At 69.3% G+C, this 24,726-nt stretch carries 23 protein-coding genes and 1 pseudogene; 14 read left to right on the forward strand and 10 right to left on the reverse strand.

All coding sequences use genetic code 11. From position 1 onward, the window contains the following. The first annotated feature begins 237 nt into the window (after positions 1-237). From DL990_RS22400 to DL990_RS22415, 4 genes are all read left to right on the forward strand, one after another. Entirely contained in the window at positions 238-2,493 is a 2,256-nt protein-coding gene (locus DL990_RS22400) for a polyribonucleotide nucleotidyltransferase (RefSeq protein ID WP_125799807.1), read from the forward strand. 94 nt (positions 2,494-2,587) lie between these two features. Then, complete coding sequence (locus DL990_RS22405) at positions 2,588-3,952, forward strand: pitrilysin family protein (RefSeq protein ID WP_125785269.1); 1,365 nt, start codon at positions 2,588-2,590, stop codon at positions 3,950-3,952. Beyond that, positions 3,949-4,695: a 4-hydroxy-tetrahydrodipicolinate reductase gene (dapB, locus tag DL990_RS22410; RefSeq protein ID WP_125799808.1), complete on the forward strand. Its 747-nt coding sequence runs from the start codon at positions 3,949-3,951 to the stop codon at positions 4,693-4,695. Before DL990_RS22405 ends, dapB begins: the two co-directional genes overlap by 4 nt. Beyond that, the gene (locus DL990_RS22415; protein ID WP_125785271.1) at positions 4,692-5,138 is read left to right on the forward strand and encodes a tetratricopeptide repeat protein; all 447 of its coding nucleotides are present in this window, start codon (positions 4,692-4,694) and stop codon (positions 5,136-5,138) included. The genes dapB and DL990_RS22415 overlap by 4 nt, the downstream gene beginning before the upstream one ends. A gap of 65 nt (positions 5,139-5,203) precedes the next feature. On the opposite strand, the gene DL990_RS22420 is transcribed toward DL990_RS22415, so the two are convergent. Next, on the reverse strand, positions 5,204-5,725 hold the full coding sequence (locus DL990_RS22420) for a YqaA family protein (protein ID WP_125785272.1): 522 nt from the start codon (positions 5,723-5,725) through the stop codon (positions 5,204-5,206). 254 nt (positions 5,726-5,979) lie between these two features. Here DL990_RS22420 and DL990_RS41915 point away from each other — a divergent pair. Further along, a pseudogene (locus tag DL990_RS41915) lies at positions 5,980-6,282 on the forward strand (GtrA family protein); the annotation flags it as partial. Positions 6,283-6,348: 66 nt separating this feature from the next. Here DL990_RS41915 and DL990_RS22430 read toward each other — a convergent pair. Continuing rightward, a complete protein-coding gene (locus tag DL990_RS22430; protein WP_233598879.1) occupies positions 6,349-6,909 on the reverse strand; it encodes a GNAT family N-acetyltransferase in 561 nt (186 codons plus the stop codon). Positions 6,910-6,968: 59 nt separating this feature from the next. On the opposite strand from DL990_RS22430, the gene DL990_RS22435 reads away from it, so the two are divergent. Continuing rightward, positions 6,969-8,189 (forward strand): winged helix-turn-helix domain-containing protein, encoded by a 1,221-nt coding sequence (locus DL990_RS22435; protein ID WP_125799809.1) that lies wholly within the window; start codon positions 6,969-6,971, stop codon positions 8,187-8,189. 243 nt (positions 8,190-8,432) lie between these two features. Here the strand turns inward: DL990_RS22435 and DL990_RS22440 are convergent, their stop codons facing one another. Together DL990_RS22440 and DL990_RS22445 are read right to left on the reverse strand one after the other, a co-directional pair. Next, positions 8,433-9,350 carry a DUF4097 family beta strand repeat-containing protein gene (locus DL990_RS22440; protein ID WP_125799810.1) on the reverse strand — a complete coding sequence of 306 codons (918 nt, stop codon included), beginning with the start codon at positions 9,348-9,350 and terminating at the stop codon, positions 8,433-8,435. A gap of 10 nt (positions 9,351-9,360) precedes the next feature. Beyond that, the gene (locus tag DL990_RS22445) at positions 9,361-9,891 is read right to left on the reverse strand and encodes a toxin-antitoxin system HicB family antitoxin (protein ID WP_125785276.1); all 531 of its coding nucleotides are present in this window, start codon (positions 9,889-9,891) and stop codon (positions 9,361-9,363) included. Positions 9,892-10,024: 133 nt separating this feature from the next. Here DL990_RS22445 and thyX point away from each other — a divergent pair, with 133 nt between their 5' ends. From thyX to DL990_RS22480, 7 genes are all read left to right on the forward strand, one after another. Continuing rightward, positions 10,025-10,777, forward strand: coding sequence for an FAD-dependent thymidylate synthase (thyX, locus tag DL990_RS22450; protein ID WP_005156312.1), 753 nt, complete (start codon positions 10,025-10,027; stop codon positions 10,775-10,777). Beyond that, positions 10,777-11,169, forward strand: a complete 393-nt coding sequence (locus DL990_RS22455) for an ACT domain-containing protein (RefSeq protein WP_125785277.1) — start codon at positions 10,777-10,779, stop codon at positions 11,167-11,169. The genes thyX and DL990_RS22455 overlap by 1 nt, the downstream gene beginning before the upstream one ends. 82 nt (positions 11,170-11,251) lie before the next feature. Further along, the gene (locus DL990_RS22460; protein WP_125785278.1) at positions 11,252-12,763 is read left to right on the forward strand and encodes a serine/threonine-protein kinase; all 1,512 of its coding nucleotides are present in this window, start codon (positions 11,252-11,254) and stop codon (positions 12,761-12,763) included. Between the two features lie 110 nt (positions 12,764-12,873). Beyond that, positions 12,874-13,887, forward strand: coding sequence for a 4-hydroxy-tetrahydrodipicolinate synthase (dapA, locus tag DL990_RS22465; RefSeq protein WP_125785279.1), 1,014 nt, complete (start codon positions 12,874-12,876; stop codon positions 13,885-13,887). Between the two features lie 5 nt (positions 13,888-13,892). Continuing rightward, a complete protein-coding gene (locus DL990_RS22470) occupies positions 13,893-15,581 on the forward strand; it encodes a ribonuclease J (protein ID WP_370306685.1) in 1,689 nt (562 codons plus the stop codon). A 67-nt stretch (positions 15,582-15,648) separates the two neighbouring features. Beyond that, the gene (locus DL990_RS22475; RefSeq protein WP_125799811.1) at positions 15,649-16,482 is read left to right on the forward strand and encodes a pentapeptide repeat-containing protein; all 834 of its coding nucleotides are present in this window, start codon (positions 15,649-15,651) and stop codon (positions 16,480-16,482) included. Positions 16,483-16,716: 234 nt separating this feature from the next. Then, positions 16,717-18,261, forward strand: coding sequence for a VWA domain-containing protein (locus DL990_RS22480; protein WP_125799812.1), 1,545 nt, complete (start codon positions 16,717-16,719; stop codon positions 18,259-18,261). Here the strand turns inward: DL990_RS22480 and DL990_RS22485 are convergent. Continuing rightward, on the reverse strand, positions 18,191-19,600 hold the full coding sequence (locus tag DL990_RS22485) for an amino acid permease (protein WP_125799813.1): 1,410 nt from the start codon (positions 19,598-19,600) through the stop codon (positions 18,191-18,193). The two genes, DL990_RS22480 and DL990_RS22485, sit on opposite strands and share 71 nt — an antisense overlap. A gap of 152 nt (positions 19,601-19,752) precedes the next feature. Between DL990_RS22485 and DL990_RS22490 the strand changes: the two genes are divergently transcribed. Continuing rightward, complete coding sequence (locus DL990_RS22490; RefSeq protein ID WP_125799814.1) at positions 19,753-20,343, forward strand: DUF305 domain-containing protein; 591 nt, start codon at positions 19,753-19,755, stop codon at positions 20,341-20,343. On the opposite strand, the gene DL990_RS22495 is transcribed toward DL990_RS22490, so the two are convergent. From DL990_RS22495 to wrbA, 5 genes are all read right to left on the reverse strand, one after another. Continuing rightward, positions 20,320-21,291 (reverse strand): DMT family transporter, encoded by a 972-nt coding sequence (locus DL990_RS22495; protein ID WP_125785283.1) that lies wholly within the window; start codon positions 21,289-21,291, stop codon positions 20,320-20,322. The two genes, DL990_RS22490 and DL990_RS22495, sit on opposite strands and share 24 nt — an antisense overlap. 296 nt (positions 21,292-21,587) lie before the next feature. Further along, on the reverse strand, positions 21,588-22,136 hold the full coding sequence (locus DL990_RS22500; protein WP_125799815.1) for a hypothetical protein: 549 nt from the start codon (positions 22,134-22,136) through the stop codon (positions 21,588-21,590). A 65-nt stretch (positions 22,137-22,201) separates the two neighbouring features. Continuing rightward, positions 22,202-23,734, reverse strand: coding sequence for an alpha/beta hydrolase (locus DL990_RS22505; protein WP_125799816.1), 1,533 nt, complete (start codon positions 23,732-23,734; stop codon positions 22,202-22,204). Then, complete coding sequence (locus DL990_RS22510) at positions 23,734-24,024, reverse strand: hypothetical protein (protein WP_125799817.1); 291 nt, start codon at positions 24,022-24,024, stop codon at positions 23,734-23,736. Before DL990_RS22510 ends, DL990_RS22505 begins: the two co-directional genes overlap by 1 nt. A 70-nt stretch (positions 24,025-24,094) precedes the next feature. Beyond that, the gene (gene wrbA, locus DL990_RS22515) at positions 24,095-24,709 is read right to left on the reverse strand and encodes an NAD(P)H:quinone oxidoreductase (protein WP_125799818.1); all 615 of its coding nucleotides are present in this window, start codon (positions 24,707-24,709) and stop codon (positions 24,095-24,097) included. Positions 24,710-24,726: the final 17 nt, after the last annotated feature.

Consider the following 24,726-nt stretch of genomic DNA (forward strand, 5'->3'; position numbering starts at 1 on the left):
GAGTGACCACGACGGTCGCTCCCCCTCGGTCCAAGTACAGCGAAGCTCTGTCTTTCGAAGAGCGTGGCGCGAGCGCGCACGAGGAACCGTCCGCCGGTCCTCGGTAGTGGTTCCCGGGCAACGGCCCGGGGGCTTCGATCGAAGACCGGCATCACTCCTCGAGCGTCCGCAGGCGAAACAGGTCCCAGGGTGGGAGACTCGCGCCGTTACAGAGGATCAAAAGAGGAGATACACCCTATGACCGACTCCACCGGAGTCACCGTGCACGAAACCGAAGCCGTGATCGACAACGGCCGTTTCGGCACCCGCACCGTCCGCTTCGAGACCGGCCGTCTGGCCCGTCAGGCCGCAGGCGCGGTCGTCGCGTACCTCGACGAAGAGACCATGCTGCTCTCGGCGACCACCGCGTCGAAGCACCCGAAGGACCACTTCGACTTCTTCCCGCTGACCGTGGACGTCGAGGAGCGGATGTACGCCGCCGGACGCATCCCCGGCGCGTTCTTCCGTCGCGAGGGTCGCCCGTCGACCGACGCGATCCTGACCTGCCGCCTGATCGACCGGCCGCTGCGCCCGTCGTTCACCGACGGTCTCCGCAACGAGATCCAGGTCGTCATCACCGTCCAGAGCCTCAACCCGGACGACCCGTACGACGTGCTCGCGATCAACGCGGCTTCGGCCTCGACCCAGATCGCCGGCCTGCCGTTCTCCGGTCCGGTCGGCGGCGTCCGCGTCGCGCTGATCGAGGGCCAGTGGGTCGCGTTCCCGACCTGGAAGCAGCTGGAAGAGGCCACCTTCAACATGGTGGTCGCCGGCCGCATCGTCGGTGACGACGTCGCGATCATGATGGTCGAGGCCGAGGCCACCGACAAGACGCTCGACCTGATCGCCGACGGCGGCAAGTCGCCGGACGAGATCGCCGTCGCCGAGGGCCTCGAGGCCTCGAAGCCGTTCATCAAGGTGCTGTGCGAGGCCCAGCAGCAGCTGGCCGACGTCGCCGCCAAGCCGACCGGTGAGTTCCCCGTCTTCCTCGCCTTCGAGCAGGACGCGTTCGACGCCGTCGCCGCCATCGCGACCGACGACCTCGCCAACGCCCTGACCATCGCGGGCAAGCAGGACCGCGACAACGCGACCGACCAGGTCAAGGCCGCGGTGCTGGAGAAGATCGGCCTGGGCGAGGGCGAAGCCTTCCAGGGCCGCGAGAAGGAGATCGGTGCGGCGTTCAAGGCCCTGTCGAAGAAGATCATGCGCAAGCGCGTCCTCACGGACAAGATCCGCATGGACGGCCGCGGCCTGACCGACATCCGGTCGCTCGCCGCCGAGGTCGCCGTGATCCCGCGGGCGCACGGTTCCGCGCTGTTCGAGCGCGGTGAGACCCAGATCCTGGGCGTCACCACGCTGAACATGCTCCGCATGGAGCAGCAGATCGACTCGCTCTCCCCGGAGACCACGAAGCGGTACCTGCACCACTACAACTTCCCGCCGTTCTCCACCGGCGAGACCGGCCGCGTCGGTTCGCCGAAGCGGCGCGAGATCGGCCACGGCATGCTCGCCGAGCGCGCGCTGGTCCCGGTCCTGCCGAAGCGTGACGAGTTCCCGTACGCGATCCGTCAGGTCTCCGAGGCGCTGGGCTCCAACGGCTCCACCTCGATGGGCTCGGTCTGCGCCTCGACCATGGGTCTGCTGAACGCGGGTGTCCCGCTGAAGGCGCCGGTCGCCGGCATCGCCATGGGCCTCATCTCCGACGAGGTCGACGGCGAGACCCGCTACGTCGCGCTGACCGACATCCTCGGTGCCGAGGACGCCATGGGCGACATGGACTTCAAGGTCGCCGGCACCAAGGACATCATCACCGCGCTGCAGCTCGACACGAAGCTCGACGGCATCCCGTCGGAGGTCCTCGCGGCCGCGCTGAAGCAGGCGAAGGACGCTCGCCTCACCATCCTGGAGGTCATCGCCGAGGCGATCGACGGCCCGGACGAGATGAGCCCGTACGCCCCGCGCGTCACCAGCGTGAAGATCCCGGTGGACAAGATCGGCGAGGTCATCGGCCCGAAGGGCAAGATGATCAACTCGATCACCGAGGAGACCGGCGCCGACATCTCCATCGAGGACGACGGCACGATCTATGTTGGCGCGGCCGACGGCCCGTCGGCGGAGGCGGCGATCGACAAGATCAACGCCATCGCCAACCCGCAGCTGCCCAAGGTCGGCGAGCGCTTCCTCGGCACCGTGGTGAAGACGGCCGCGTTCGGCGCGTTCGTCTCGCTGCTGCCGGGCAAGGACGGCCTGGTGCACATCTCGAAGCTGGGCAACGGCAAGCGGATCAACAAGGTCGAAGACGTGGTCAACGTGGGCGACAAGCTCCGCGTCGAGATCGCCGACATCGACAACCGCGGCAAGATCAGCCTGATCGTGGTCCAGGAAGAGGACTCGGCGGACGCCAAGGCGGCCGAAGGCGAGAAGGCCGACGCTCCGAAGGTCGACGCCCAGTAGGTCCGGCCAGATCGATGTGAGACGTCATGAAAGGGTCGTTCAGGACATTTTTCGTCCTGAACGACCCTTTCATGACATGTGAGTAAGGGATCCGTTGGCTCGTCAGATCTTTGGGCACGAACAGCCCGTCGGCAGCACCCGCACGCTGGAGTCCACTTCGGACGGTGCGGTGGTCAAGCGCAGTGTGCTCGCCGGAGGGCTGCGGGTCATCACCGAACATGTGCCCGCCTCCCGGTCGGTGACGGTCGGGCTGTGGGTCGGCGTCGGATCCCGTGACGAGCCTTCGTCGGTCGAGGGCGCGGCGCACTACCTCGAGCACCTGCTGTTCAAGGGCACCACGAACCGCGACGCCACCCAGATCGCCGAGGAGATCGACGCGGTCGGCGGCGAGTTCAACGCCTTCACCGCGAAGGAGCACACCTGCTACTACGCGCAGGTGCTCGACGAGGATCTGCCGCTCGCGATGGATCTCGTCACCGACGTCGTGTTCGAGGCGCTGTGCACGGACAAGGACGTCGAGACCGAGCGCAGCGTCGTGCTCGAAGAGATCTCGATGCGTGACGACGACCCCGAAGACCTGCTGCACGAGACGTTCGTCGGCGCGATCCTTGGCGACCACGCGCTGGGCCGTCCGGTGCTCGGCAGCGAGAAGTCCATCGTGGAGATGTCCGCGTCGGCGCTGCGCGGGTTCTACCGGCGCCGCTACACGCTGCCGCGGATGGTGCTCGCCGTCGCGGGGAACATCGAGCACGCTCAGGTGCTTCGCTTGGTGCGCAAGGCTTTGCGGCACAAGCTGACCGGCACGGCGACACCTGTGGCGCCGCGTGGCGGCCGTGCGCGGATCGCGATGGCGCCGAAGCTCGCGCTGCACACCGACGACACCGAGCAGGCGCACGTGATGCTCGGCCTGCGTTCGCTTTCGCGGCACGACGACCGCCGGTTCGCGCAGTCGGTGCTCAACGCCGCGCTCGGCGGCGGCATGAGTTCGCGTCTGTTCCAGGAGGTCCGCGAGAAGCGCGGGCTGGCGTACCAGGTGTACTCGTCCGTCGCGAGCTACGCCGACGCCGGGCACATGGCGGTGTACGCGGGCTGCCAGCCGGAGAAGCTCGGCGAGGTCGCCGGGCTGATCCGCGAGGTGCTCGAAGTCGTCGGCAAGGACGGGCTGAGCGAAGCCGAGGTCGCGCGGGCCAAGGGGCAGTTGCGAGGCGGGCTCGTGCTCGGTCTCGAAGACACCTCGTCGCGGATGTCGCGGATCGGCAAGAACGAACTGAACTACGGTCGCTATCTCGGCGTCGACGACACGGTGGCGCGGATCGACGCCGTCACCACCGAAGAGGTCTGTGCGCTCGCTCGCACTCTGCTGCGCCGCCCTGGTGGCGTGTCGGCGGCGGCGGTGGTCGGGCCGTACGCTCACGCCGACGACCTTCCGGACGATCTGCACGAGGTGATCGCATCATGACCGCTGGAATTCGCGTCGGTGTGCTGGGCGCACGCGGCCGGATGGGCCAGGAAGTGGTCAACGCCGTCAACGGCGCCGACGACATGGACCTCGTCGCCGCGCTCGACGCCGGTGACGACCTGTCGGCGCTCAAGCAGGCGCAGGTCGTCGTCGACTTCACTCACCCCGACGCCGTGATGGGCAACCTGGAGTTTCTGACCGGCAACGGGATCCACGCCGTCGTCGGCACCACCGGGTTCAGCGGGGAGCGGCTGGAGAAGCTGCGCTCGTGGCTCGCGGCCGACCCGTCGGTCGGCGTGCTCATCGCGCCGAACTTCGCGCTCGGCGCGGTGCTGGCGATGCGGTTCGCCCAGCAGGCGGCTCGGTTCTACAACTCGGCCGAGGTCATCGAACTGCACCACAACCGCAAGGCCGACGCGCCGTCCGGCACCGCCGCGCACACCGCGCGGCTGATCGGCGAGGCCCGCACGGAAGCCGGCCTCACGCCCGGCGAAGACGCGACGACGTCCGAAGTGGACGGTGCCCGCGGCGCACTCGTCGACGACGTCCGCGTGCACTCGGTCCGGCTGCCCGGGCTGGTGGCGCACGAGGAGATCCTGTTCGGTGGCGAGGGCGAGACCCTGACCATCCGGCACGATTCGCTGCACCGCACGTCGTTCATGCCGGGCGTGCTGCTCGGGGTGCGCTCGGTGCTCACGCGGCCCGGCCTGACGGTCGGTCTCGAGAACATCCTCGACCTGTGAGGGCCCGCAACTTCGCGCTGGTGATGACGGCGGCGCTCGCCGTCTACGTCGTCCTGCTGGCGGGCCGGGGCATCGCGTTGGTGCGCACCGGTGAGACGGTGCCGGTGCTCTTCGGCATCGGTGTCCTGCTGCTGCCGCTGCTCGGGGTCTGGATCATCGTGACCACCTGGCGTTCCGGCGTCCAGATCCAGCGGCTTTCGCGGCGGCTGGACGAAGAAGGCGGCCTGCCCGACGTCTCCGACCTGCCTCGGCGCCCTTCCGGCCGGGTGGATCGCGACGCCGCGGACGCCTGGTTCGACGAGCGCCGGGCCGAGGTCGAGGCGGATCAGGAGAACTGGCGCGTCTGGTACCGGCTGGCGTACGCGTACGAGATCGCCGGCGACCGGAAACGAGCCCGCGCGACGATGCGGCGTGCCGTCGAACTCGAAGCCGCCTCCCGCTGACCCCCGCAATTAGTCACCTACTTGCGGGGTTTTATTACGCAAGTAGGTGACTGATTGCGGGCTTGTCAGTAGTGGAACCAGCCCGCGAAGAGGGCGGGGGAGGCGGCCAGCACGCTGAACCGCAGCCAGCGGCCGAGGAACCCGGTGGCCAGGAAGCTCGCCAGCGGCATCCGCACCAGCCCCGCGAGCACACTCGTGGCCATGTACGGCGGCAGGCCCAGGACCGAACTCACCCCGTACGTGCCCGCCATCCAGTGCGGATGCCGATGGCAGCGTTCACGCAGGGCGTCGAGCCGGGCACGCATCTTCTTGGTCCGTGCCTGCCACCGTTCCCGTCGCGGGGTCGGCGGCCGCTCCCGGTGCAGGCGGTCGTGCAGTGGTTTCGGCAGTTTGATCGTGCCCTTCGCGGCGAGGTAGTAGAGCGTCTTCCCGCCGACCTGGCCCGCCGCGACGATGGCCCCGAGCAGCAGCCACGGCATCGTCGGCTGGCTCGCGCACAGGCCGATGAGGAACATCTCGATGCTGACCACGGGCAGGATCGCCGAACCGAAGGCGACGCCGAACGACAGGAGCAACCAGCCCACCATCGTTGCCTCCCCGTTACCTTCGTCTTCTCCAAGCTATCAGTTGAAAACCAGGACGCACTGGGGACAGCCCCCGTTCCCGGCTTCGGGGCCGCACCAGAAGATCACCTGTTCGTCGGCTCGCGGCCACCTGCCGCTGCCATGCTGAATCCGTGGCCGACGTGCACGGCGCGGTCCGCGGCAAGGATTTCGCGGATCGCTTCGCCGACTTCTGCGCGGCCGTGGTCCGGCGCCTCCCCTTCGGGCTTTCCCGGCTGGTGGCGCCGAGTTTCCTCGGTTTCGCGCTCATCAACGGGTTCACCTTCGGGGTCGACCTGATCTTGCTGACCCTGCTCCGGAGCTGGCTCGGCCTGCCGGTGTGGCTGGCGATCACGCTTGCCTACGCGACGGCGTTCGGGTTGAGCTTCGTGCTGAACCGCAGCATGAACTTCCGCTCGCACGCGCCCGTCGGCAGACAGGCGGTGCTGTACGTCGCCGCGATCGTCGTCAACTACGTGGCGTTCCTGCTCGGCGTCGGCGCGGGACTGGCCGCGCTGGGCGTCGACTACCGCCTCTCCCGGCTCATCGCCGGGGCGTGCGAAGGCGTCTTCATGTACTCGGTGATGCGCTGGGTCGTGTTCGCGAAGTCAGGGAGCGAGCTCGAGGTCGAGGCCACCGGTGAGCCGGACTTCGCGCACGTTCGTGCTTCCGGTGTCGAGGATGCGGACGGTCCCGTCGGGGGACCAGCCCGCGCGCCGGAAGAAGCCCAGTGACGCGTGATCGGTCTGGGCGACCCAGCTGATCCCGCGCGTGGCGCCGTCCTCGCGCAGCCAAACGGAGGCGTTCGCCAGCAGCCGTCCAGCGTGCCCACGTCGTCCCCAGCGGGGCTCGACCAGCAGCGAGGCGATGAGCGCCGTCGTCGAAGCGTCGTCGGGCAGTGCTCCGTCCGCGGTGGCCACCTCGCTCGCCGGAGCGCGGCCGGCGACGCAGAAGCCGACGGTGAACTCGCCTTCGGTGGCGAGGAAGACGCGCGTACCCGGGTACTCGATCGTTTCGGCCCAGGTCTTCTCGAGTTCGACGTCCTCGAGTTCGGCGACCGCTGCTTCGCCGAGTAGTTCCGTGTAGGCGCTTCGCCAGGTGTCGCGTTGGATGCGCGCGATTTCGGAGGCGTCGGACACGACTGCTGGGCGGACTTCGGCGGCGGCCATGCTGCGCAGATTAGCGGTGTCGCCGAAAACTGTCGGTGGTGGATGGCACCATTCGGACGATGAGCACTACGACCATCAGCGGGCCGGTCGCGCGCCGGATCGCACTGGCCGCGCAGGGATTCGCCGAGGCACGTCCGGGCGGGGCGGTGACGAGGCGGCATCTGCAGCGCGTGCTGTCGCGAATCCAGTTGCTGCAACTGGATTCGGTGAACGTCGCGGTCCGCGCGCACTACATGCCGCTGTTCTCCCGGCTCGGCACGTACGAGCCCACGCTGGTGGACGACGCGGCCTGGTCCCATTCGGCGCGCAAACCCCGGATGCTGGTCGAATCCTGGGCGCACGAGGCGAGTCTGCTGCCGATCACGGACTGGCCGCTGCTGCGGTCCGGGGCGAAACGCATGGGCTGGTGGACGAACTACGCGCGGGTGCTGGAGCAGACACCTCAGCTGGTGGACGACATCCTCACCGTGATCAAGGAACAGGGCCCGATCGGCGCGGGCGGCATCGAGCGCGCGCTGGAGGGCGAGTCGGGTGGTTCCAAACCCGGCTCGTGGTGGGAACGCTCTGAGGTCAAGAAGGCCTGCGAGTGGCTCTTCGGCATGGGCCAGCTGACGACCGGCACACGCCGGTCGTTCGAGCGGCTCTACGACCTGACCGAACGCGTCGTCCCGCCGGAGATCCTGTCGCGGACCGTGAGCCCGGAGGAAGGCGCCCGCGAACTGATCACCCGCGCGGCCGTCGCGCTGGGCATCGGCACCGAACCGGACCTGCGGGACTACTACCGGCTCGGCCCCGACGTCAGCAAGCGTGCGGTGGCCGAGCTGGTCGACGCGGGCGTCCTGGAACCGGTGATCGTGGACGGCTGGCCCGCCCCGGCATACCGGCACGTCGCGGCGAAGGCGCCGAGGTCGGTCACCGGCCGGGCCCTGCTGTCGCCGTTCGACCCGCTGATCTGGGAACGCGCGCGCACCGAGCGCATCTTCGATTTCTTCTACCGCATCGAGATCTACGTTCCCGAGCCGAAACGGATCTACGGCTACTACGTGTTCCCGTTCCTGCTCGACGGCGAACTCGTCGGCCGGGTGGACCTCAAATGCGATCGGGCCGCCGGGGTGCTTCGCGTTCAGGGCGCCTTCGCCGAGCCTGGCGTGGATGTCGCGCGGGTCGCGAGTGAGCTTGCCGGAGAACTGCGGCTGATGGCGGAATGGCAGGGGCTGGACGGGGTCGTGGTGGGGGAGCGGGGCGATCTGGCACCGGTGCTTTCGCGCCTCGTGCGCTGAGCCTCGTGCGCTGTGCCTCGCGTCATGCAATGAAGGGGCCTTTCATAGCAAAATTTGCTATGAAAGGCCCCTTCATCTCAGGAGCTCTCCCGGGGGGCACCCAAGTGTCATGAAAGGGTCGTTCAGGACGAAAAACGTCCTGAACGACCCTTTCATGACACTCGCCTGAGCGAGGGACCTTCGCACCCACCCCCGTGGAAAAGTGAGAGCAAAGGTCCCTCGATCCCCCTGCGGGCCCGCGGCTCAGCCGGCCGCGCTGGTCACCACCGCGTCGCCGGTGCCGGTGCGTGCCCGCACCTTCAGCGAAACCTCCGAAGGCGCGGTCTCCGAGACATCCAGCTCGCTCGACACCGACCCGGTCGTCGACGAAAGGTCGATCTCCGCCTGGACACCGCCGCGGATCCCGACCCGGACCTCACCCGATCCGGTGGTCAGCTCCAGCGTCCCGGAGGCGGCGTCCGCCACCGAGAGGTCGCCGCTGCCGGTGCGCGCCAGGACCTCGCCCGCGACCTCGCCGAGCCAGACGTCGCCCGTGCCGGTCGCGACCGTGGCCGAACCGCTCACCGAGGACGCTTCGACGGAGCCGCTGCCGGTGCGCAGTTGCAGGCCGGACAGCGTCGGGCCGAGTTTGATGTCGCCGGTGCCGGTGCGGACGATCGCCGAACCGTCGGCCCGTTCCAGGCCGATCTTGCCCGCGCCGGTCATGAGGTCCGCCCGTCCGGCCGAACCGGTGACCGTGACGTCGGCCGCCCCCGCCCGCACTTCCAGGTGCGAACCGGCGGGTGCCCGGACGGTCACGGCGAGCGGGACGTTCTTCAGCTGCCAGGCCTTCGGCGCCTGGACGACCAGCCGGTTGCCGACCTTCTCGACCCGCGTCTGCGCCACGGCGTCGCCCGCCGACCCCGCCGAACCGGCAGGCGAACCGCCGAGCTGGTCGCCGAAACGTTCGCCGACCCAGCTGAGCAGGCTCGTCATCCCGTCCACCCACGGCTGTTGTTCGCCGCCGTCCCGGCGGACCTCGGCGTGGATTCCGCTCTCGTCGGTCAGTTCGATGGTCACCCGGCCGATGGCCACGCTCACGTCGATCTCGATCGGGCCCTCGGCCTCGAACTCCTCGACGCGCACGGTCTCTTCACCGGCGGGAATGCTTTCCTCGGTCATTTCCGTCCCCTCAGCCCTGGACCCAGCCGTGCAGGTGCGAACCGGCACCGCCGTCCGGCTTCTGCTTGTGCTGCCAGTGCTCGCCGCCGCTCTTGCCCAGCGCGCCCTGGACGGCCTGCGAAACGAACGTGTTCAGCGAAACGCCCTGTGACGCGGCCGCGGCTTCGGCCTGGCCCTTGACCTGTTCGAACAGGCGCAGCGTGATGCGGGTGATGTCACCGGTGTCGATCTTGGGTCCGCGCTGGGTCTCCCGCGGTGCCTCCTGGCGGGGCGCGGACTGCTCGGCGCGCTCCCCGGAACCGGAGCCGGTGACGACGACGCGCACGTCGCGGCCGTCGAGCCGGACGTCGACGACGTGCCCCGGCAGTGCCGAAGTCACTTCGGCGGCCAGGTCGGCGAGGGCGTTCATGATGGTCAGGCGGGCGGCCGGCTCCAGCGCCGACGACAGCAGCGCGGCAGCGCGCCGCGTCTGCTCGTCGCCGGCCGAAGCCGTGTTCGCGAGGTCCTCGCGAAGGCTTGTGATGTACGGCGTCAAATCCATGACACCACTATGACGTCACTTGTGATGTCAGTCAAGGCGCCGATGACGTCACCGTGATGTCGCCCTGTCGTCGAAGACGGCTGCGGTTACGCTGCCCGGAGTCGTGGAGCAGGGGTCGAAAAGGAGTGCGAACGTGGCCGAGACCGTGTCACCCAAGGTTCAACTGATCGCGAAGACGGAGTTCTTCCCGCCGTCGGACGTGCCGTGGTCGACCGATGCCGACGGTGGTGAGGCGCTGGCCGAATTCGCGGGCCGCGCCTGCTACCAGTCCTGGAAGAAGCCGAACCCGAAGACGGCCACCAACGCCGGCTACCTCGAGCACATCATCGACGTGGGCCACCTTTCGGTGCTGGAGCACGGGTCCGTCAGCTTCTACATCACCGGGATCTCCCGGTCGCTGACGCACGAGCTGATCCGCCACCGTCACTTCTCCTACTCGCAGCTTTCGCAGCGCTACGTCCCGGAGCGCGACGCCGCGTTCGTCGAGCCCGACGTCATCGCGCAGGACCCGGAGCTGCACGCGAAGTTCCTTGCCGCCTCGCAGGCCGCCGTCGACGCCTACACCGAGCTCCTCGCCGGGCTGGAGGAGAAGTTCGCCGACGTGCCCAGCGCGACCCTGCGCCGCAAGCAGGCCCGCCAGGCCGCCCGCGCCGTGCTGCCGAACGCGACCGAGACCCGCATCGTGGTCACCGGCAACTACCGCGCCTGGCGCCACTTCATCGCGATGCGTGCCACCGAGCACGCCGACGTCGAGATCCGCGCCCTGGCCATCGACTGCCTGCGCGAGCTGCAGAAGGCCTCGGGCAACGTGTTCGCGGACTTCACCATCTCCGCGCTGCCCGACGGCACCGAGGTCGCGTCCAGCCCGAAGGTCCTCGAGGGCTGATGCGACGCCTCGCGATCGACGTCCGGCCCGGCGAATACGCGGTCGCCCGCCTCGCCCCGGACGCGCCGATACCGGCGAATCTGCTCGACCCCGGCGAGCCCGTGCTGATCTCCATCACGCGGACCCCGGAGGAGCTTTCGGTGATCTGTCCGGCCGGTCTCGCGCCGGACGGCGCCACGGTCGAGGACGGCTGGCGATGGCTGTCGGTCCGCGGGCCGCTGGCCTTCACGCTGACCGGCATCATCGCGGCGCTGTCGAGCGAGCTGGCCGCCGCAGGGGTGGCGCTGTTCTCGATGTCCACCTTCGACACCGACCACGTGCTGGTCCGGGCTCCCGAACTCGAGCGCGCGGTGAAGGCGCTCCGGGAATCCGGGCACGAGGTCACGGTCTGATCCACGAGCTCGGAGAAGGAACCTTTCGGCGCGCGAACGGGTCCGAGTTAGCATCCTGCGCGAACCGAAGGAGCACCGAACCTTGACCGACGAACAGACCCGTCCGTACGGGCCGCCCCAGCAGACGCAGCAGGCCACCGGCGCGCGGATCGTCGCCGGCCGATACGCCCTGCTGGGCGAGCTCGGCCGTGGCGGGATGGGTGTCGTCTGGCGCGCGCAGGACCAGGTGATCGGCCGTCAGGTGGCGATCAAGGAGCTGAAGTTCCCGAACGCGCCCGAGGACGCCTCGGTGCTGTCGGAGCGGATGCTGCGCGAGGTCCGCTCCGCCGGTCGTCTCAACGACCCTGCCGTGGTCACCGTGTACGACGTCGTCACCGAGAACGGCGCGACCTACATCGTGATGGAACTGGTCGAGGCGCCGACGCTGGCCGACCTGGTGCGCGACCGCGGCCCCCTGCCCGCCCAGCAGATCGCGCTGGTGGGGGAGCGGGTGCTGTCCGCACTGCGGGCCGCGCACGCCGCCGGGATCGTGCACCGCGACGTCAAACCCGCGAACATCATGGTCGCGCCGGACGGCCGGGTGAAGCTCACCGACTTCGGCATCGCGCACGCCGCCGACGACCCGCGCCTGACCACCAGCGGCATGATCGTCGGCTCGCCCGCGTTCATGGCGCCGGAACGGGTCGAGGGCCGCGACGCGATGCCCGAATCCGACCTCTGGTCGCTGGGCACGACGCTGTTCTTCGCCGCGGAGGGCATCGTCGCGTTCGAACGATCGACCACCGCCGCGACGCTGCACGCGATCATGACCGAGGCGCCGTATCTGACCAGGGTCCAGGGGCCGCTGGCCGCCGCGATCCTCGGCCTGCTGGTCACCAAACCCGAGGCGCGGATGTCGTACGACCAGGTGCGCAGTCTGTTCGCGGCCGCGCAGGGGGTGCAGGCCCAGCCGACCCCGCCCTCAGGCGGTACGGCGATGATGCCGCAGTCCGGCCAGCCGATGACCCGGCTGGCCCCGGCACCGGCGAAGCGCAACCTGCGCCCGCTGTGGCTGAGCCTGGCCGCGGTCGCCGTGATCGGCGCCCTGGTCGGTGGCATCTTCCTCGGCCGCTGGATGGCGGCGCCGGAGGGGAACAACCAGGCGCAGCCCACTCTGACCTACGGCATCAACGGCCAGGTCAAACTCGGTTCGTCCGGTGACTGCTACAACGTGCCCCTCAAAGAGGGCATCAACCTGAACGACGGGGTCAGCTGCGACAAGGACCACCTGCTGGAGATCTTCGCCAAGCGGGCGCTGCTCGAAGTCGAATCCGCCGGTGACGACGACGCGCGGGTCGCCGAGTATCCGGGAGCGGAAACGGTCAACCGTATCGCCGAGGCGACCTGCTCGGCGACCTTCAACTCGAACGTCGTACCCGCGGCGCAGCGGACCTCGCTGACCTGGCGGGCGGTCGTCCCGTCCGAGGCGGAGTGGAAGCGGCCCGTCGACAAGAACGACTCGAGTTCGTCGAGCTACTCGCGTGGCTTCTACTGCCTGCTCGCCAAGACCGACGGGAGCCAGATCCCCGCGCAGATCACGACCAAGGTCAAATAGCTCACACAGAGTTTGCGCCGAGTTCGCCTTCGCCACGGAAAATCTCCCGCGTTCTCGGGAATGACCACGTCGGCAAGGGGTCGAACGGCCGCAGGAGGTACCTTCACAGCATGTCCACTCCACCTACCGCAGCGCCGGGAAGACCGTTCGGGCGCGTGCTCACCGCGATGGCCACCCCCTTCGACGCCGATGGCGCGCTGGACTTGAAGCGGGCGCAGGAGCTGGCCGAACACCTCGTGGAACTGGGCAACGACGGCCTCGTCGTGAACGGCACGACCGGGGAGAGCCCCACCACGACCGACGCCGAAAAGGCCGAGCTGGTCCGTGCGGTCGTCGAGGCCGTCGGTGACCGCGCGACGATCGTCGCCGGGGCGGGCACGAACAACACCGCGCACAGCATCGAGCAGGCGAAGCAGGCCGAAGCGGCGGGCGCCCACGGCATCCTCGTCGTCACGCCGTACTACTCGCGGCCCAGCCAGGCCGGGCTCTACGCGCATTTCACCACCGTCGCCGACGCCACCGAGCTGCCGGTGATGCTCTACGACATCCCGCCGCGCTCGATCGTCCCCATCGAGGTCGACACGCTGCTGCGGCTGGCCGAGCATCCGCGCATCCTCGCGGTCAAGGACGCCAAGGGCGACCTGATCGCCGGCTCCGAGGTCATCGCGAACACCCAGCTCGCCTACTACTCCGGCGACGACGGCCTCAACCTCCCGTGGGTCTCCGTCGGCGGCGCCGGCGTGGTCAGCGTGATCGGGCACGTCGTGGCGGGCCGGATCCGCGGCATGATGGACGCCTACGAATCCGGCGACACCTCGACCGCGCGCACCAACCACCGCGGCATGCTGCCGGTTCTCCGGGCGATGTCCCGCGTCGGCGGGGTCGCGTTCTCGAAGGCGGCGCTGCGGCTGCGGGGCTTCGACATCGGCGACCCGCGCCTGCCCATCGTGGCCGCGAACGACGAGCAACTCCAGGCGATTTCCGCCGATCTCGCCCAGGGAGGCGTGCCGCTCGGCGAAAGCGCCGCCAGTGACTGGCATGGTGCTCGGGTGGCACAAGCAGATTCAGCGGCGGCCTACACGGCGCCGACCTCACATACCAGCGTAGGGACCATGCCTCGGTGAGTTCATTGTCAACCGGACCCGGACCGACCACCCCGCCGCCGGCGCTGCCCGAAGGCGCCTTGCGCGTCGTGGCGCTCGGCGGGATCGGCGAAGTCGGCCGCAACATGACCGTCTTCGAGTTCGGCGGCCGTCTGCTGATCGTCGACTGCGGGGTGCTCTTCCCCGAAGACGACCAGCCCGGCGTCGACCTGATCCTGCCCGACTTCCGCGCGATCGAAGACCGCCTCGAGGACATCGACGGCCTCGTCCTCACCCACGGGCACGAGGACCACATCGGTGCCGTCCCGTTCCTGCTGCGGCTCTTCCCGGATCTGAAGATCTACGGCTCCCGGTTCACGAACGCGCTGCTCGCGGCCAAGGCCAAGGAGCACCGTCAGCGGCCGAACCTGATCGAGGTCCGCGAGGGCGAGCGCCGCAAGGTCGGCGCGTTCGACCTCGAGTTCTTCGCGGTCAACCACTCGATCCCGGACGCGCTCGCGGTGGCCATCCGCACGCCGGCGGGGGTCGTGCTGCACACCGGTGACATCAAGCTCGACCAGCTCCCGCTCGACGGCAGGCTGACCGACCTCGCCGGGTTCTCCCGGCTCGGCGACGAGGGCGTGGACCTGTTCTGCGTCGACTCGACCAACGCCGAGGTGCCCGGGTTCGTCATGCCGGAACGCGACATCGGCCCGGTGCTCGACGACGTCGTCCGCAGGGTCGACCAGCGCGTCATCGTCGCCTGCTTCGCGAGCCACGTGCACCGCGTCCAGCAGGTGCTCGACGCCGCCACCCGGCACGGTCGCCGGGTCGCCTTCGTGGGCCGGTCGATGGTCCGGAACATGGGGATCGCCGCCGACCTCGGCCTGCTGAACGTGCCGGACGGCCTGCTGGTCAACCTCGACCAGGCCAGCGACCTGCCCGAGAGCAAGGTGCTGTTCGTGTCGACCGGTTCGCAGGGCGAGCCGCTGTCGGCGCTGTCGCGGATGGCGCGCGGCGAGCACCGGCAGATCTCGATCCGCGCCGGCGACACCGTCGTGCTGGCCAGCTCGATGATCCCGGGCAACGAGACCGCGGTCTTCGGCGTCGTCAACGGCCTCACCCGGCTCGGCGCGAACGTCGTGCACCAGGGCAACGCCAAGGTGCACGTGTCCGGGCACGCGTCGGCGGGCGAGCTGCTGTACCTGTACAACGCGGTGCGCCCCAGCAACGTCATGCCGGTGCACGGCGAGTGGAAGCACCTGCGCGCCAACGGTGAACTGGCCGTGCGCACGGGTGTCGCGCCGGAGAACGTGGTCATCGCCGAGGACGGCGTCGTGGTCGACCTCGTCGACGGCAAGGCCACGCGGACCGGCCGCGTCGAGGTCGGGCACGTTTACGTCGACGGCCTCTCGGTCGGCGACGTCGGCGAGTCGACGCTGTCCGACAGGCTCGTGCTCGGCGAGGGCGGCTTCATCGCCATCACCGTCGCTGTCGACACCAGCACCGGCCGCGCGGTGACCCGTCCGACGGTGTCCGGGCGCGGTTTCTCCGACGACCCGAAGGCGCTCGACGCCGTGCTCCCGATGGTGGAGATGGAACTCGCCAGGACCGAGGCCGAGGGCATCACCGACACCCACCGCATCGCGCAGGCCGTGCGCCGCGTCGTCGGCCGCTGGGTCGCCGACACCTACCGGCGCCGTCCGATGATCGTGCCGACGGTCATCCCCGTTTAGCCGTGAGCACGTGAGAAGGCCCCTTTACTCAGTCGAGTGAAGGGGCCTTCTCGCGCATAATCGCCGCATGATGATCGGATTGCACGTCGTCGGCGCGCTGGCCGGGGTGGCCTTGGGAGTGGGCGCGGTCTACCTCGGGCGGACGTTCATCGAGGGCATCCGCCGCGACCGGTGGCGGAAGCCCGATGAACTGGCCGCCGGGCTCCGGCGGGACCGCTGGGACCGCGCCGTCGAGATGATGGACAGCGAGGATGCCGCACAGCGCCTCCAATGCTTCGCGGCCCTGGAACGCTACGGACGCGAAGAACCCGACGCCAGGGAAGACGTCGTCGAGCTGACCTGCGGTTACCTGCGCAAACCTTTCGCGTACCCGGTCGAAGACGAGGAAGAGCTCGAAATTCGGCTCGCCGCGCAGAGGCTTCTGACGCGGCACTTCAGATGGCCCGCCGGGGAGGCCAAGCCCTTCGAATTCTGGGAGGTCGAAGAGCTGGAACTGCAGGACGCGGTGCTCATCGAGCCCGACTTCGCGGACACCTTCCTGGTGCGTGCCGACCTCCAGGACAGCCTGATCGTCCGCGGGGATTTCCGTGGGACCCGGTTCTCGCCCTCCATCACCTTCGACAGGGCGTGCTTCACCGGAGACACCGACTTCCGCTCCGCGTCGTTCCCCAGGTACGCGACCTTCATCGGTGCGCTGTTCGGCGGCACGACCACCTTCGCCGGCGCCGAGTTCGAACAAGGCGCCGACTTCACCGACGCGCGGGTGGAGCGACCCGACGCCGCGCACGCGTGGCCGTCGCCCTGGCGCGCGTGGGCGAACTCGCCGGTCGCCCAGGCGCGGCTCATCCCGATGAAGACCGCTTCACGGCCGCCGTCATCAGCAGAGCGAAGGCGACCGTGATCGCCTGACCGAACAGGGCGTTGCGTGCTTTGCGCTGTTCCGCGCGCGTGGGCCGGTTCGTCACGGATCCCCCCGATTTCGAGTGTTTTCCTTACCGGGCAAGTGTTCCGCGACCCGTGTCCGGCCACCTCCCGCCTCGGTACGGTTTCTCCTACGCCGAAAGTCGCAGCCTTCCCCTAAGGGTGGGGTCGGCGTACCCTCGGACGCTCCTCGAGCCCCATGCCGGGAGAGTCGATGGGACGCCACGCCACCGCCCGGACCCGAAGACGGATACTGCTCCCGCTACTGGCGGCCGTGCTCGGCGCGGCCGCCTGGGTGACCGTGGCCCTGGCGCGTTCCGATCCGGGTTGCGAGCCCGAGCGGGTCGTCGTCGCCGCGTCGCCCGACATCGCCCCCGCCGTCACCCGGACCGCCCGCGACCTCGGACTCGCCTGCGTCGCGTTCGACATCCAGGCCAGGGATTCCCTCCAGGTGGCGGACGAGCCGGCCGGGACGGCGCCGCGGCCGCAGGCCTGGATCCCGTCCTCGACGCTGTTCCTGAGGAGGGCCGACGGTGTCCCCCTCTCCGGGCCGTCGGTGGCCAGTTCGCCGGTGGTGCTCGCGGTCGCCGAACCGGTCGCGAAAGAGCTCGGCTGGCCCCGCAAGCCGCTGACCTGGCCGGAAGTACTCGGCCACGCCGGAATGGTCGCCGGGATGCCGGATCCCGTGCGCGACCCCGTCGGTGTTTCGGCGCTCCTGGCACTGCGCAATGTCACGAAGGGCGCCTCGGATCCGGCCGCCGCGTACGTGGCCTTGCTCCGGAAGTTCTCCGCCGGCGCTTCGCCGACGGTGTTCCCCGCGGCGGAGAACGCGGTGCTGCGGCACAACTCCGCGCTTTCCGAAGGCGAGACCGCGCTGGTGGCCGCGTACTCCGCCGCGGCCCCAGCGCTCGACTACCCGTTCGTCGAGATCGCGGGCGCGACCCAGCAGCAGGGCAAAGCCGTCGCGGAACTGAAACGCGCCCTGCTCCACGGTGCCGCGACCGGCACACGGTCCGACCTGCGTGCCCCTGGCGGGCAAGCGTTGCGGTTGGCGGAAACCGATCAGCGTGTCGAGGCACAGGGACAGCGCAGCGCCGAGATCCCGGCGGCCGCAGATGTCGACGAAGCGCTCCGCCAGTGGGCCGGGGTGAACGCGGCCGCCCGGGTCCAGGTGTTGATCGACGTCTCCGGTTCGATGAGCGCGCCGGTCCCTGGAACCGGCAAATCCCGGCTGCGGATCACGCTGGAAGCGGCGGAGAACGCGCTGCGGCTGTTCAAACCCGCATCACAGATCCGTTTCCTGACCTTCGCGACCAAAATGGACGGTGAACGCGACTACCGGGAGATCCTGCCGATGGCGCCGGTCGGACAGCAGCTGGCAGCCGTGGACCGGCTACGCGCCGTCCGCGCCGTGCCGGACGGGCAGACCGGCCTGTACGACAGCGTCCTCGACATCTATCAGCTGGCACGCGAGGAATGGGAGCCGGGGAAACTGAACCTGGTCATCGTGCTGACCGACGGCCGCAACACCGACCCCGGCGGCATCGGCCGCGATAACCTGCTGGCCGAGCTGGGAAAACTGCACGACCGGGAGCGCCCGATACCGTTGATCGCCCTCGGGATCGGCCCGGACGCCGACGAGACCGAACTCGGGCAGCTCGTCGTCCCGGTCGGCGGCCAGGCCTTCCTCAGCCGTGATCCCGCGAAGATCGGAGAGGTGTTTTACGGTGCTCTCGGCCGGATCGCCGGCGCTGGATGAAGTAGACACCGAGGATCACCGCCAGGCTGATCAGGCTCAGGTACAGCTGGGCCCGCGTGTCCGCGTCCACGAACAACATCGACGCGACCACGGACAGCGTCCCGGCCAGCGTGAGCCAGCTCAGCCACGGGTAACCCCACATGCGCAGCTTCAGCCGTTCCGGCGCCTCGGCCTCCAGACGGCGCCGCATCCGGAGCTGCGAGCCCGCGATGATCGCGTAGACGAACAGCGCGACCGCGCCCGCGGAGTTGATGATGAAGTAGAAGATCTTGTCCGGTGACACGAAATTCATCACCACGGCCACGTACCCGACCGAAGTGGACACCAGGATCGCCTTCCACGGCACGCCGCGCCGGTTCGTGTCCGCGATCCACTTCGGCGCCCAGCCGTTGCCGTGCAACGCGAACAACATGCGGGAAGCGGTGTACAGCCCCGAATTCAGCACCGACAGGACGGCCGTCAGCACCACCGCGCTGACCACGGTCTCGGCGGCGGGGATGCCGAACCGGCCGAACGCGGCGGCGAACGGGCTCGTCGTGGTCGGGATGTCCCGCCAGCCGGTGATCATCACCAGCAGTGTCACGGAGCCGACGTAGAACACGATGACCCGCCAGACGATCGACGAGGTCGCCTTGCGCACGGCCGTTTCGGGCTCCCGCGATTCGGCGGCGGCGATGGTGACGATCTCCGCGCCGAAGTAGGAGAAGATCACGATCACCACGCCGTGGACCACCGAGAACCCGCCGTTGGCGAAGAAGCCGTCCTGCGCGATGTTGCCGACCGACAACGAACCGCCGGGCCAGAGGCCGAGCACGAACAGGGCGCCCACCACGAGGAACACCACGATCGTGGCGATCTTGACCGACGCGAGCCAGAACTCCGTCTCCCCGAACGACCTGGCCGAGGCGAGATTGGTCGCGGTCAGCAGGAGCATCAGGACGAGCGAGAAGATCCATTGCGGCACAACGGGAATCCAGGTTTGCAGGATCTTCGCCCCGGCGACGGCCTCGAACGCGACCACGCCGACCCAGAAGTACCAGTACAGCCAGCCGACGGTGAAACCCGCCCAGCCGCCGAGCGAAGTCCGCGCGTATTCCATGAAGGAACCCTGGGACGGCGCGGCGGTCGCCATCTCGCCCAGCATCCGCATCACCAGCACGACGATCAGGCCGCCGATGGCGTAGGAGAGGACGGCCGCCGGGCCGACGGTGTGGATGACCGCGCCGCTGCCGATGAACAGGCTCGCGCCGATGATGCCGCCGAGCGCGATCATCCGGACGTGGCGTTGCCGTAGGTCCGGGCGCAATCCCGGCCGCTCGGTCGTGGTTTCTGCGCCCATTCGCGGTTACCTCCTGTCGGAGTGGCGGTGGATCGCGGGATTGTCGCACCACGAGCACGAGAGGAAAAGTGTTTGCGCAACCCCAGGTGAACAGGCCCATGTGGACTCTGCCAACCTAGGCACCTCCACCGCGCGTTCCGAGGAGCTCTTCGATGTCGCACGCCGTCCTCCGGTTCCTGCCCGCCGTCGCCATGGCCGCCGTCGCGCTCGCGGGCTGCTCGGACGAGGCACCCCAGTCGCAGACGGCGCCTCCCGGGTCTTCACCGATGGCACAACAGGCCGCCGTTCCGTTCAACGACGCCGACGTCGCGTTCGCGCGGCAGGCGCTCGCGCACCACCAGCAGGGCGTGGACCTGGCTTCACTGGCGGAAACCCGCGCGGGGAACGACCAGCTGAAGGCGCTCGCCAAGCGCGTCATCGACACGCACGAGCCGGAGATCGCGCGGCTTTCCGGGCTCATCGAGGCGTGGGGCCAGCCCGCGCCGGACGACCCGAACCTCGAACACATCCAGCGCGACGGGTACATCGCCCCCGGCGACATGGCGGCATTGGCCGGACTGTCCGGAAAGGACTTCGACCGTCAGTTCGCCGCCCGCCTGATCCGCCAGCGCGAGGCGGGCGTCCGCATCGCCGAAGCCGAAACCCAGCACGGCCGCAACCCCGACGCCCGCGACCTCGCCGCGACGACTTCGCGTTCGCAGCAGCAGGAGATCAGCGACCTACGAGGCCTCCAGCAGGGTTGAGTCCGTCTGGACCACGTTCGAATTCAGCTGGACGATGTACGCGCCGGTCAGCAGCACGACCGCGCCCGCGGCTTGGATCCAGCTGAGCGCCTCGCCCAGCAGCAGCCAGGCCGCGGTGGCGGCGATCAGCGGCTCCACCAGCCCCACGACGCTCGCCACCGACGCCGGGAGATGACGCAGCGCCGCCATGCCCGTCGCGTAGGCGAGGACGGTCGCGATCAGCACCAACGCGATCAGCAGCGACCACACCGGCGGCTCCCACGGCCCGAACGACGCCGGGGCGTCGAGCACGCCCCACGGAATCGTCCACGGCGGCGCGACCGCGCACACCAGGACCGCGCCGATCGTCATCCCCCAGGTGACCATGCCGAGCGGATCGCGGTCCGCGACGCCCCGTTCCCCGAGCAGGAAGTAACCCGCCGAACAGACGGCCGCGCCCAGCCCGGCGAGCAACCCGACGACGTCCAGGCTCAGCCCCTCCCAGACCTGCGCGACCAGCACGAGCCCCGTCATCGCCAGCGCGATCCCCGCCCACATCGCCCTCGGCAACCGCACCCGCCGCACGAACCGCACCCACAGCGCGATCAGCACCGGTGAGGTGAACTCGAGCAAAATCGCGATCCCGACCGGGATCCGGCCTGCCGCGAGGAAGTACATGAGCTGAACGCCCGCCACGCCGAGCGAGCCGTACGCCAGCAGCAGCGGCCACTCGCGCTTCGTCACTTTGAGGAGCTTCGGCCGGAAGACGGCGACCAGCCCGAGCAGCACGATCGCCGACAGCCCGATGCGGATCGCCGCGACCTGCTCCGGCGACAACCCCGCCTGCATCGCCGGTTTGCCCAGCACGCCCGACGTCCCGAAGAAGACCGCGGCGAGCAGGATGAGCGTGATGCCCCGGCCGCGATGCGCGACATGCTGGGCGGGGGCGGCGGCGAGTTCGGCGGTCACGGCCGGAGGGTAGAGGCCGGGTGACGACGAGGCGACCCGTTTTCCCAGCGGTTGGGCCCGGCCGTGAGACGGCTGTCCGTGAAGGCCTCCTTGAGGGACCCAGAGTCCCGCAAGGAGGCCTTCACGGACTCGATGATCGCCCCGTGCGTGCGGTCACAGTGGCCGCGCGTGCTGGCCTCCTTCGCTCGGCTCAGCCGAGGGAACGCGACCGCCACACCTCGCCGAGTACATGAAGGCCCCCTTCCTTGCGCCTAGCGCAAGGAAGGGGGCCTTCATGTACTTCAGGCGAGCGGAGGTCAGAAAGAGGCGCCGCCGTCGGTCCAGTTGGTCTGGGCGAAGTCCTCGTCGTCGACGGGAGCGCGGCGCGGTTTGCGGACCGGCTCCGGTTCCGGGGGAGCGGCGACCGGCTGCTCGGGTTCGGTGGCTTCGACGGCTTGGGGTTCGGGTGTGCCGTTCGGCCAGACGCAGGGGGAGGTCGCCCCGACGTAGAACTTGCCGAGGTCGTTCGCCTGCACGGACATGTCGAAAGCGTCCGCCTTGTTCCTGACGAACACGTACTGATCCTTCGGCCGCGAATCCGTCAGGACCGCGAAGTCATGAGCCGACCACCACTGGACGATCGCGTCGAAGTATTCCGCGAACCGTGCCGGTTCGAGACCGGTGACCTCATAGGTCGCGGAGATCTCAAAGCGGCCTTGGGGGCCGTCGTCGGTGGGATCGGTGCACTCGGATCTGTGCTGGGTGAACGGTTTCCGTTTCGCCGAGCCGGGCAGCGCGGAAAGCGCGCCCTCGATGTACCGCTCGACCTTGTCTTTCGCCTCGTGTTCGGTGATGGTCGGTTTCATGGTGTCTCCACCTCCGGAGGAACAAGCGGACAAGAGCACGAGAAGAGCGGTCAGGAGCGGAAGTCTCACGAGGCGGGCTTTCCCGCGATGATCAGGCCGATGTTCCGGAGCGACGGGTTGTTGTCTTCCCAGTATTCGCTGTGCGCCTCCGTGCTGTACCCGCCCCACCCGTCCGTGCCCGGCGCTGAGGTGAACACCTGCCCGCCGAAGTCCGTGTCGGTCGGGTCCTGGCCGAGGATCGGGTCGTAGCCGGCGATCTCGACGTTGGCCAGGTTGATCATGTCGTGTTCGGCCACGGTCGCGTGCACGTGCTCGCCGATCTCGTCCTGGTTCACCCCGTCGAGGTGCAGTTCGCTGACGTCGTGCGCGCCGACGCCGGGGCTCGCCACGAAGACGAGTTCGTCCGCGGCGAGGCCGCCGTCGACCGCCGCGTGCCCGACGACGGTGGTGCCGTAGCTGTGGCCCAGCACCGTGTTGTGCGAAGGCGGTCCTTGGTGTGTTTCCCGTAGCCCGTCCTGGAATCCGGCGAGGGCCGCCTTGCCGCCGTCGGCGTACTTGGCGCTCGCGGCGTCGGTGATCTCGTTCGGCGCGTCGTAGCCGAGCCAGGTGATCACCGCGGTCGACGGTGAACCCGAGGTGGTCGCCGCGGCCCACATCTTGTCGGACCGGTTGAGATCGCCGCCGATCTTCGCCAGTTCCGAACCGGTCCCCGGCACGTAGGTCGCCACATTCGCCGCGGTGTCGGGATTCCCCGCGGAAACGATCGCCTTCCCGTCGCCGCTGGTGTCCAGCCCCAGCAGGAACGCCTGCGGCTCCGACTGGGCCAGCCGCCGTTCGATGGCTTCCAGGCCCTTGAGTTTGGGATCGCCTTGGAGCCGTGCGATCTCGCGGGCGAGGACAGCACGGTTGGCGGCGTCGCGGTCGGCAGCCGGGATACCGTCGAGATTGCCGACGAGTCCCGGATTTCCTTGCAGCAGCGCGACCTTCGCCGTATCCGACAGGCTCGCCCACCAGGCCTTGTTGTCGCCGGGGGAGCCGTTCTCCGGCGGCCCGATGATCGACAGGCCGCTTTGCGCGGCCCCGGCGTCGGCCGCTTGGGCGAGGGTGCCGCCACCCTGTTCGGTGATCTCGCCACGAAGGGCGCGGCCCAGGATCGCGGCGAAATCGGCGTCGACGTCCGCCGCGCGGCGCAGGCCCTGTTCGATCCGGTCGGCCAGTTCCGCCATCACGCGAGACTGGTCGGGCCGGGCGACGCCGACGGAGATCTCGCCGCCGGGACCGATGGTCAGGCCGTTCCGGTGCGCCAGTTCGTCGGTCTCCCGCACGAACGCGACGATCCGGTCCAGCGCGATCTGCACCTCGTGGGCACCCCGCCGGACCGCGGACGCCTCGGCGACGAGCCGCTCCAGGGTCGAGGTCAGCGATTCGCCCCGGATCGACGCGGAGGTGGCCGCCTCGCCGGTCCAGCCCGTGAAGCGAGCCATCGCTCCGACGTCGTCGCTCGCGGCGATCATGCGGGTGCAGCCGTCGTTGAGCGCGTCGGCCACGCGGCCGATCGCGGCCGGATCCCACCGGCGCACGTCACCCCAGGTGAGCATCAGACGCGAAGTTCCCGTGACGCCGCCAGCTCGTTGGCGCGGTAGCGGATGGCCGCCGCGTCGAGCCGTGCGGAGTAGTCGGCGGTGTTCTCGGCCCAGCCGGGCACCGCGCGGCCCCAGGAGTCCGCGAGCAGCCGGGCCGCTTCACCGGATACGCCACCCGGCAAACCCGTCGCGACATCGGTGAGCGTGGCCGCGAGGTTCACCTTCCCGACGTCATCCGAAGCGCGTTTCGCCGCGTTTGATGCCGCGCCGATCGATTCCAGGACCACCTCGTAGCCGCCGGTCATCCCGCTTCCTCCCCGTAGCGTGACGCTGTGTGACCACACTACGACGCGGCGGACGGGTGCGCGGTTCCCTTCACCCGTCCTTGAAAAGACCGTCGGCGATGTAACCCGAAACGGTGGCGAGGCGCCGCCCCTGGAGACGGAGGGCGTCCAGGGCGAGGTCGTCGGGTTCGGCGGACTTGCGCGAGACGAACGACCCGCCGTACGGATTGCCCGATTCGAGCAGTCGCGGATCGGTGTAGCCGAGCGGCAGGACGATGGCGCCCCAGTGGTAGAAGATGTTGTTGGTCGCCAGCACGGTCGATTCGAGCCCGCCGTGCGCGGTGGACGCGGTGGTGAACGACGTCGCGACCTTGTTCACCAGCTTTCCCTTGGCCCACAGGCCACCGGTGCTGTCCAAAAAGGACTTCAGCTGGGCGGCGGGGCCGCCGAACCGGGTCGGGCTCCCGGCCGCGAAACCGTCGGCCCATTCCAGGTCTTCCAGCGTCGCCGTCTCGTGGTGCGGCCCCGCGTCCACCCACGCCTGCCAGCGCCGATTGCTCGCCACCGCACCGGGCGGGGCGGTTTCGGGAACCGTGCGGACGCGGACGTCGGCTTCGGCCTCGCGGGCACCGTCGGCCAGCGCCGTGGCGAGTTTCGCGGTGTTTCCGGTCGCGCTGTAGTAGACGACGAGGATGCGGGTGCTCACGTCCGCCGACCCTAGGC

Source organism: Amycolatopsis sp. WAC 01416, assembly GCF_003947485.1.
In the GTDB taxonomy this organism is placed as follows: Bacteria; Actinomycetota; Actinomycetes; order Mycobacteriales; family Pseudonocardiaceae; genus Amycolatopsis.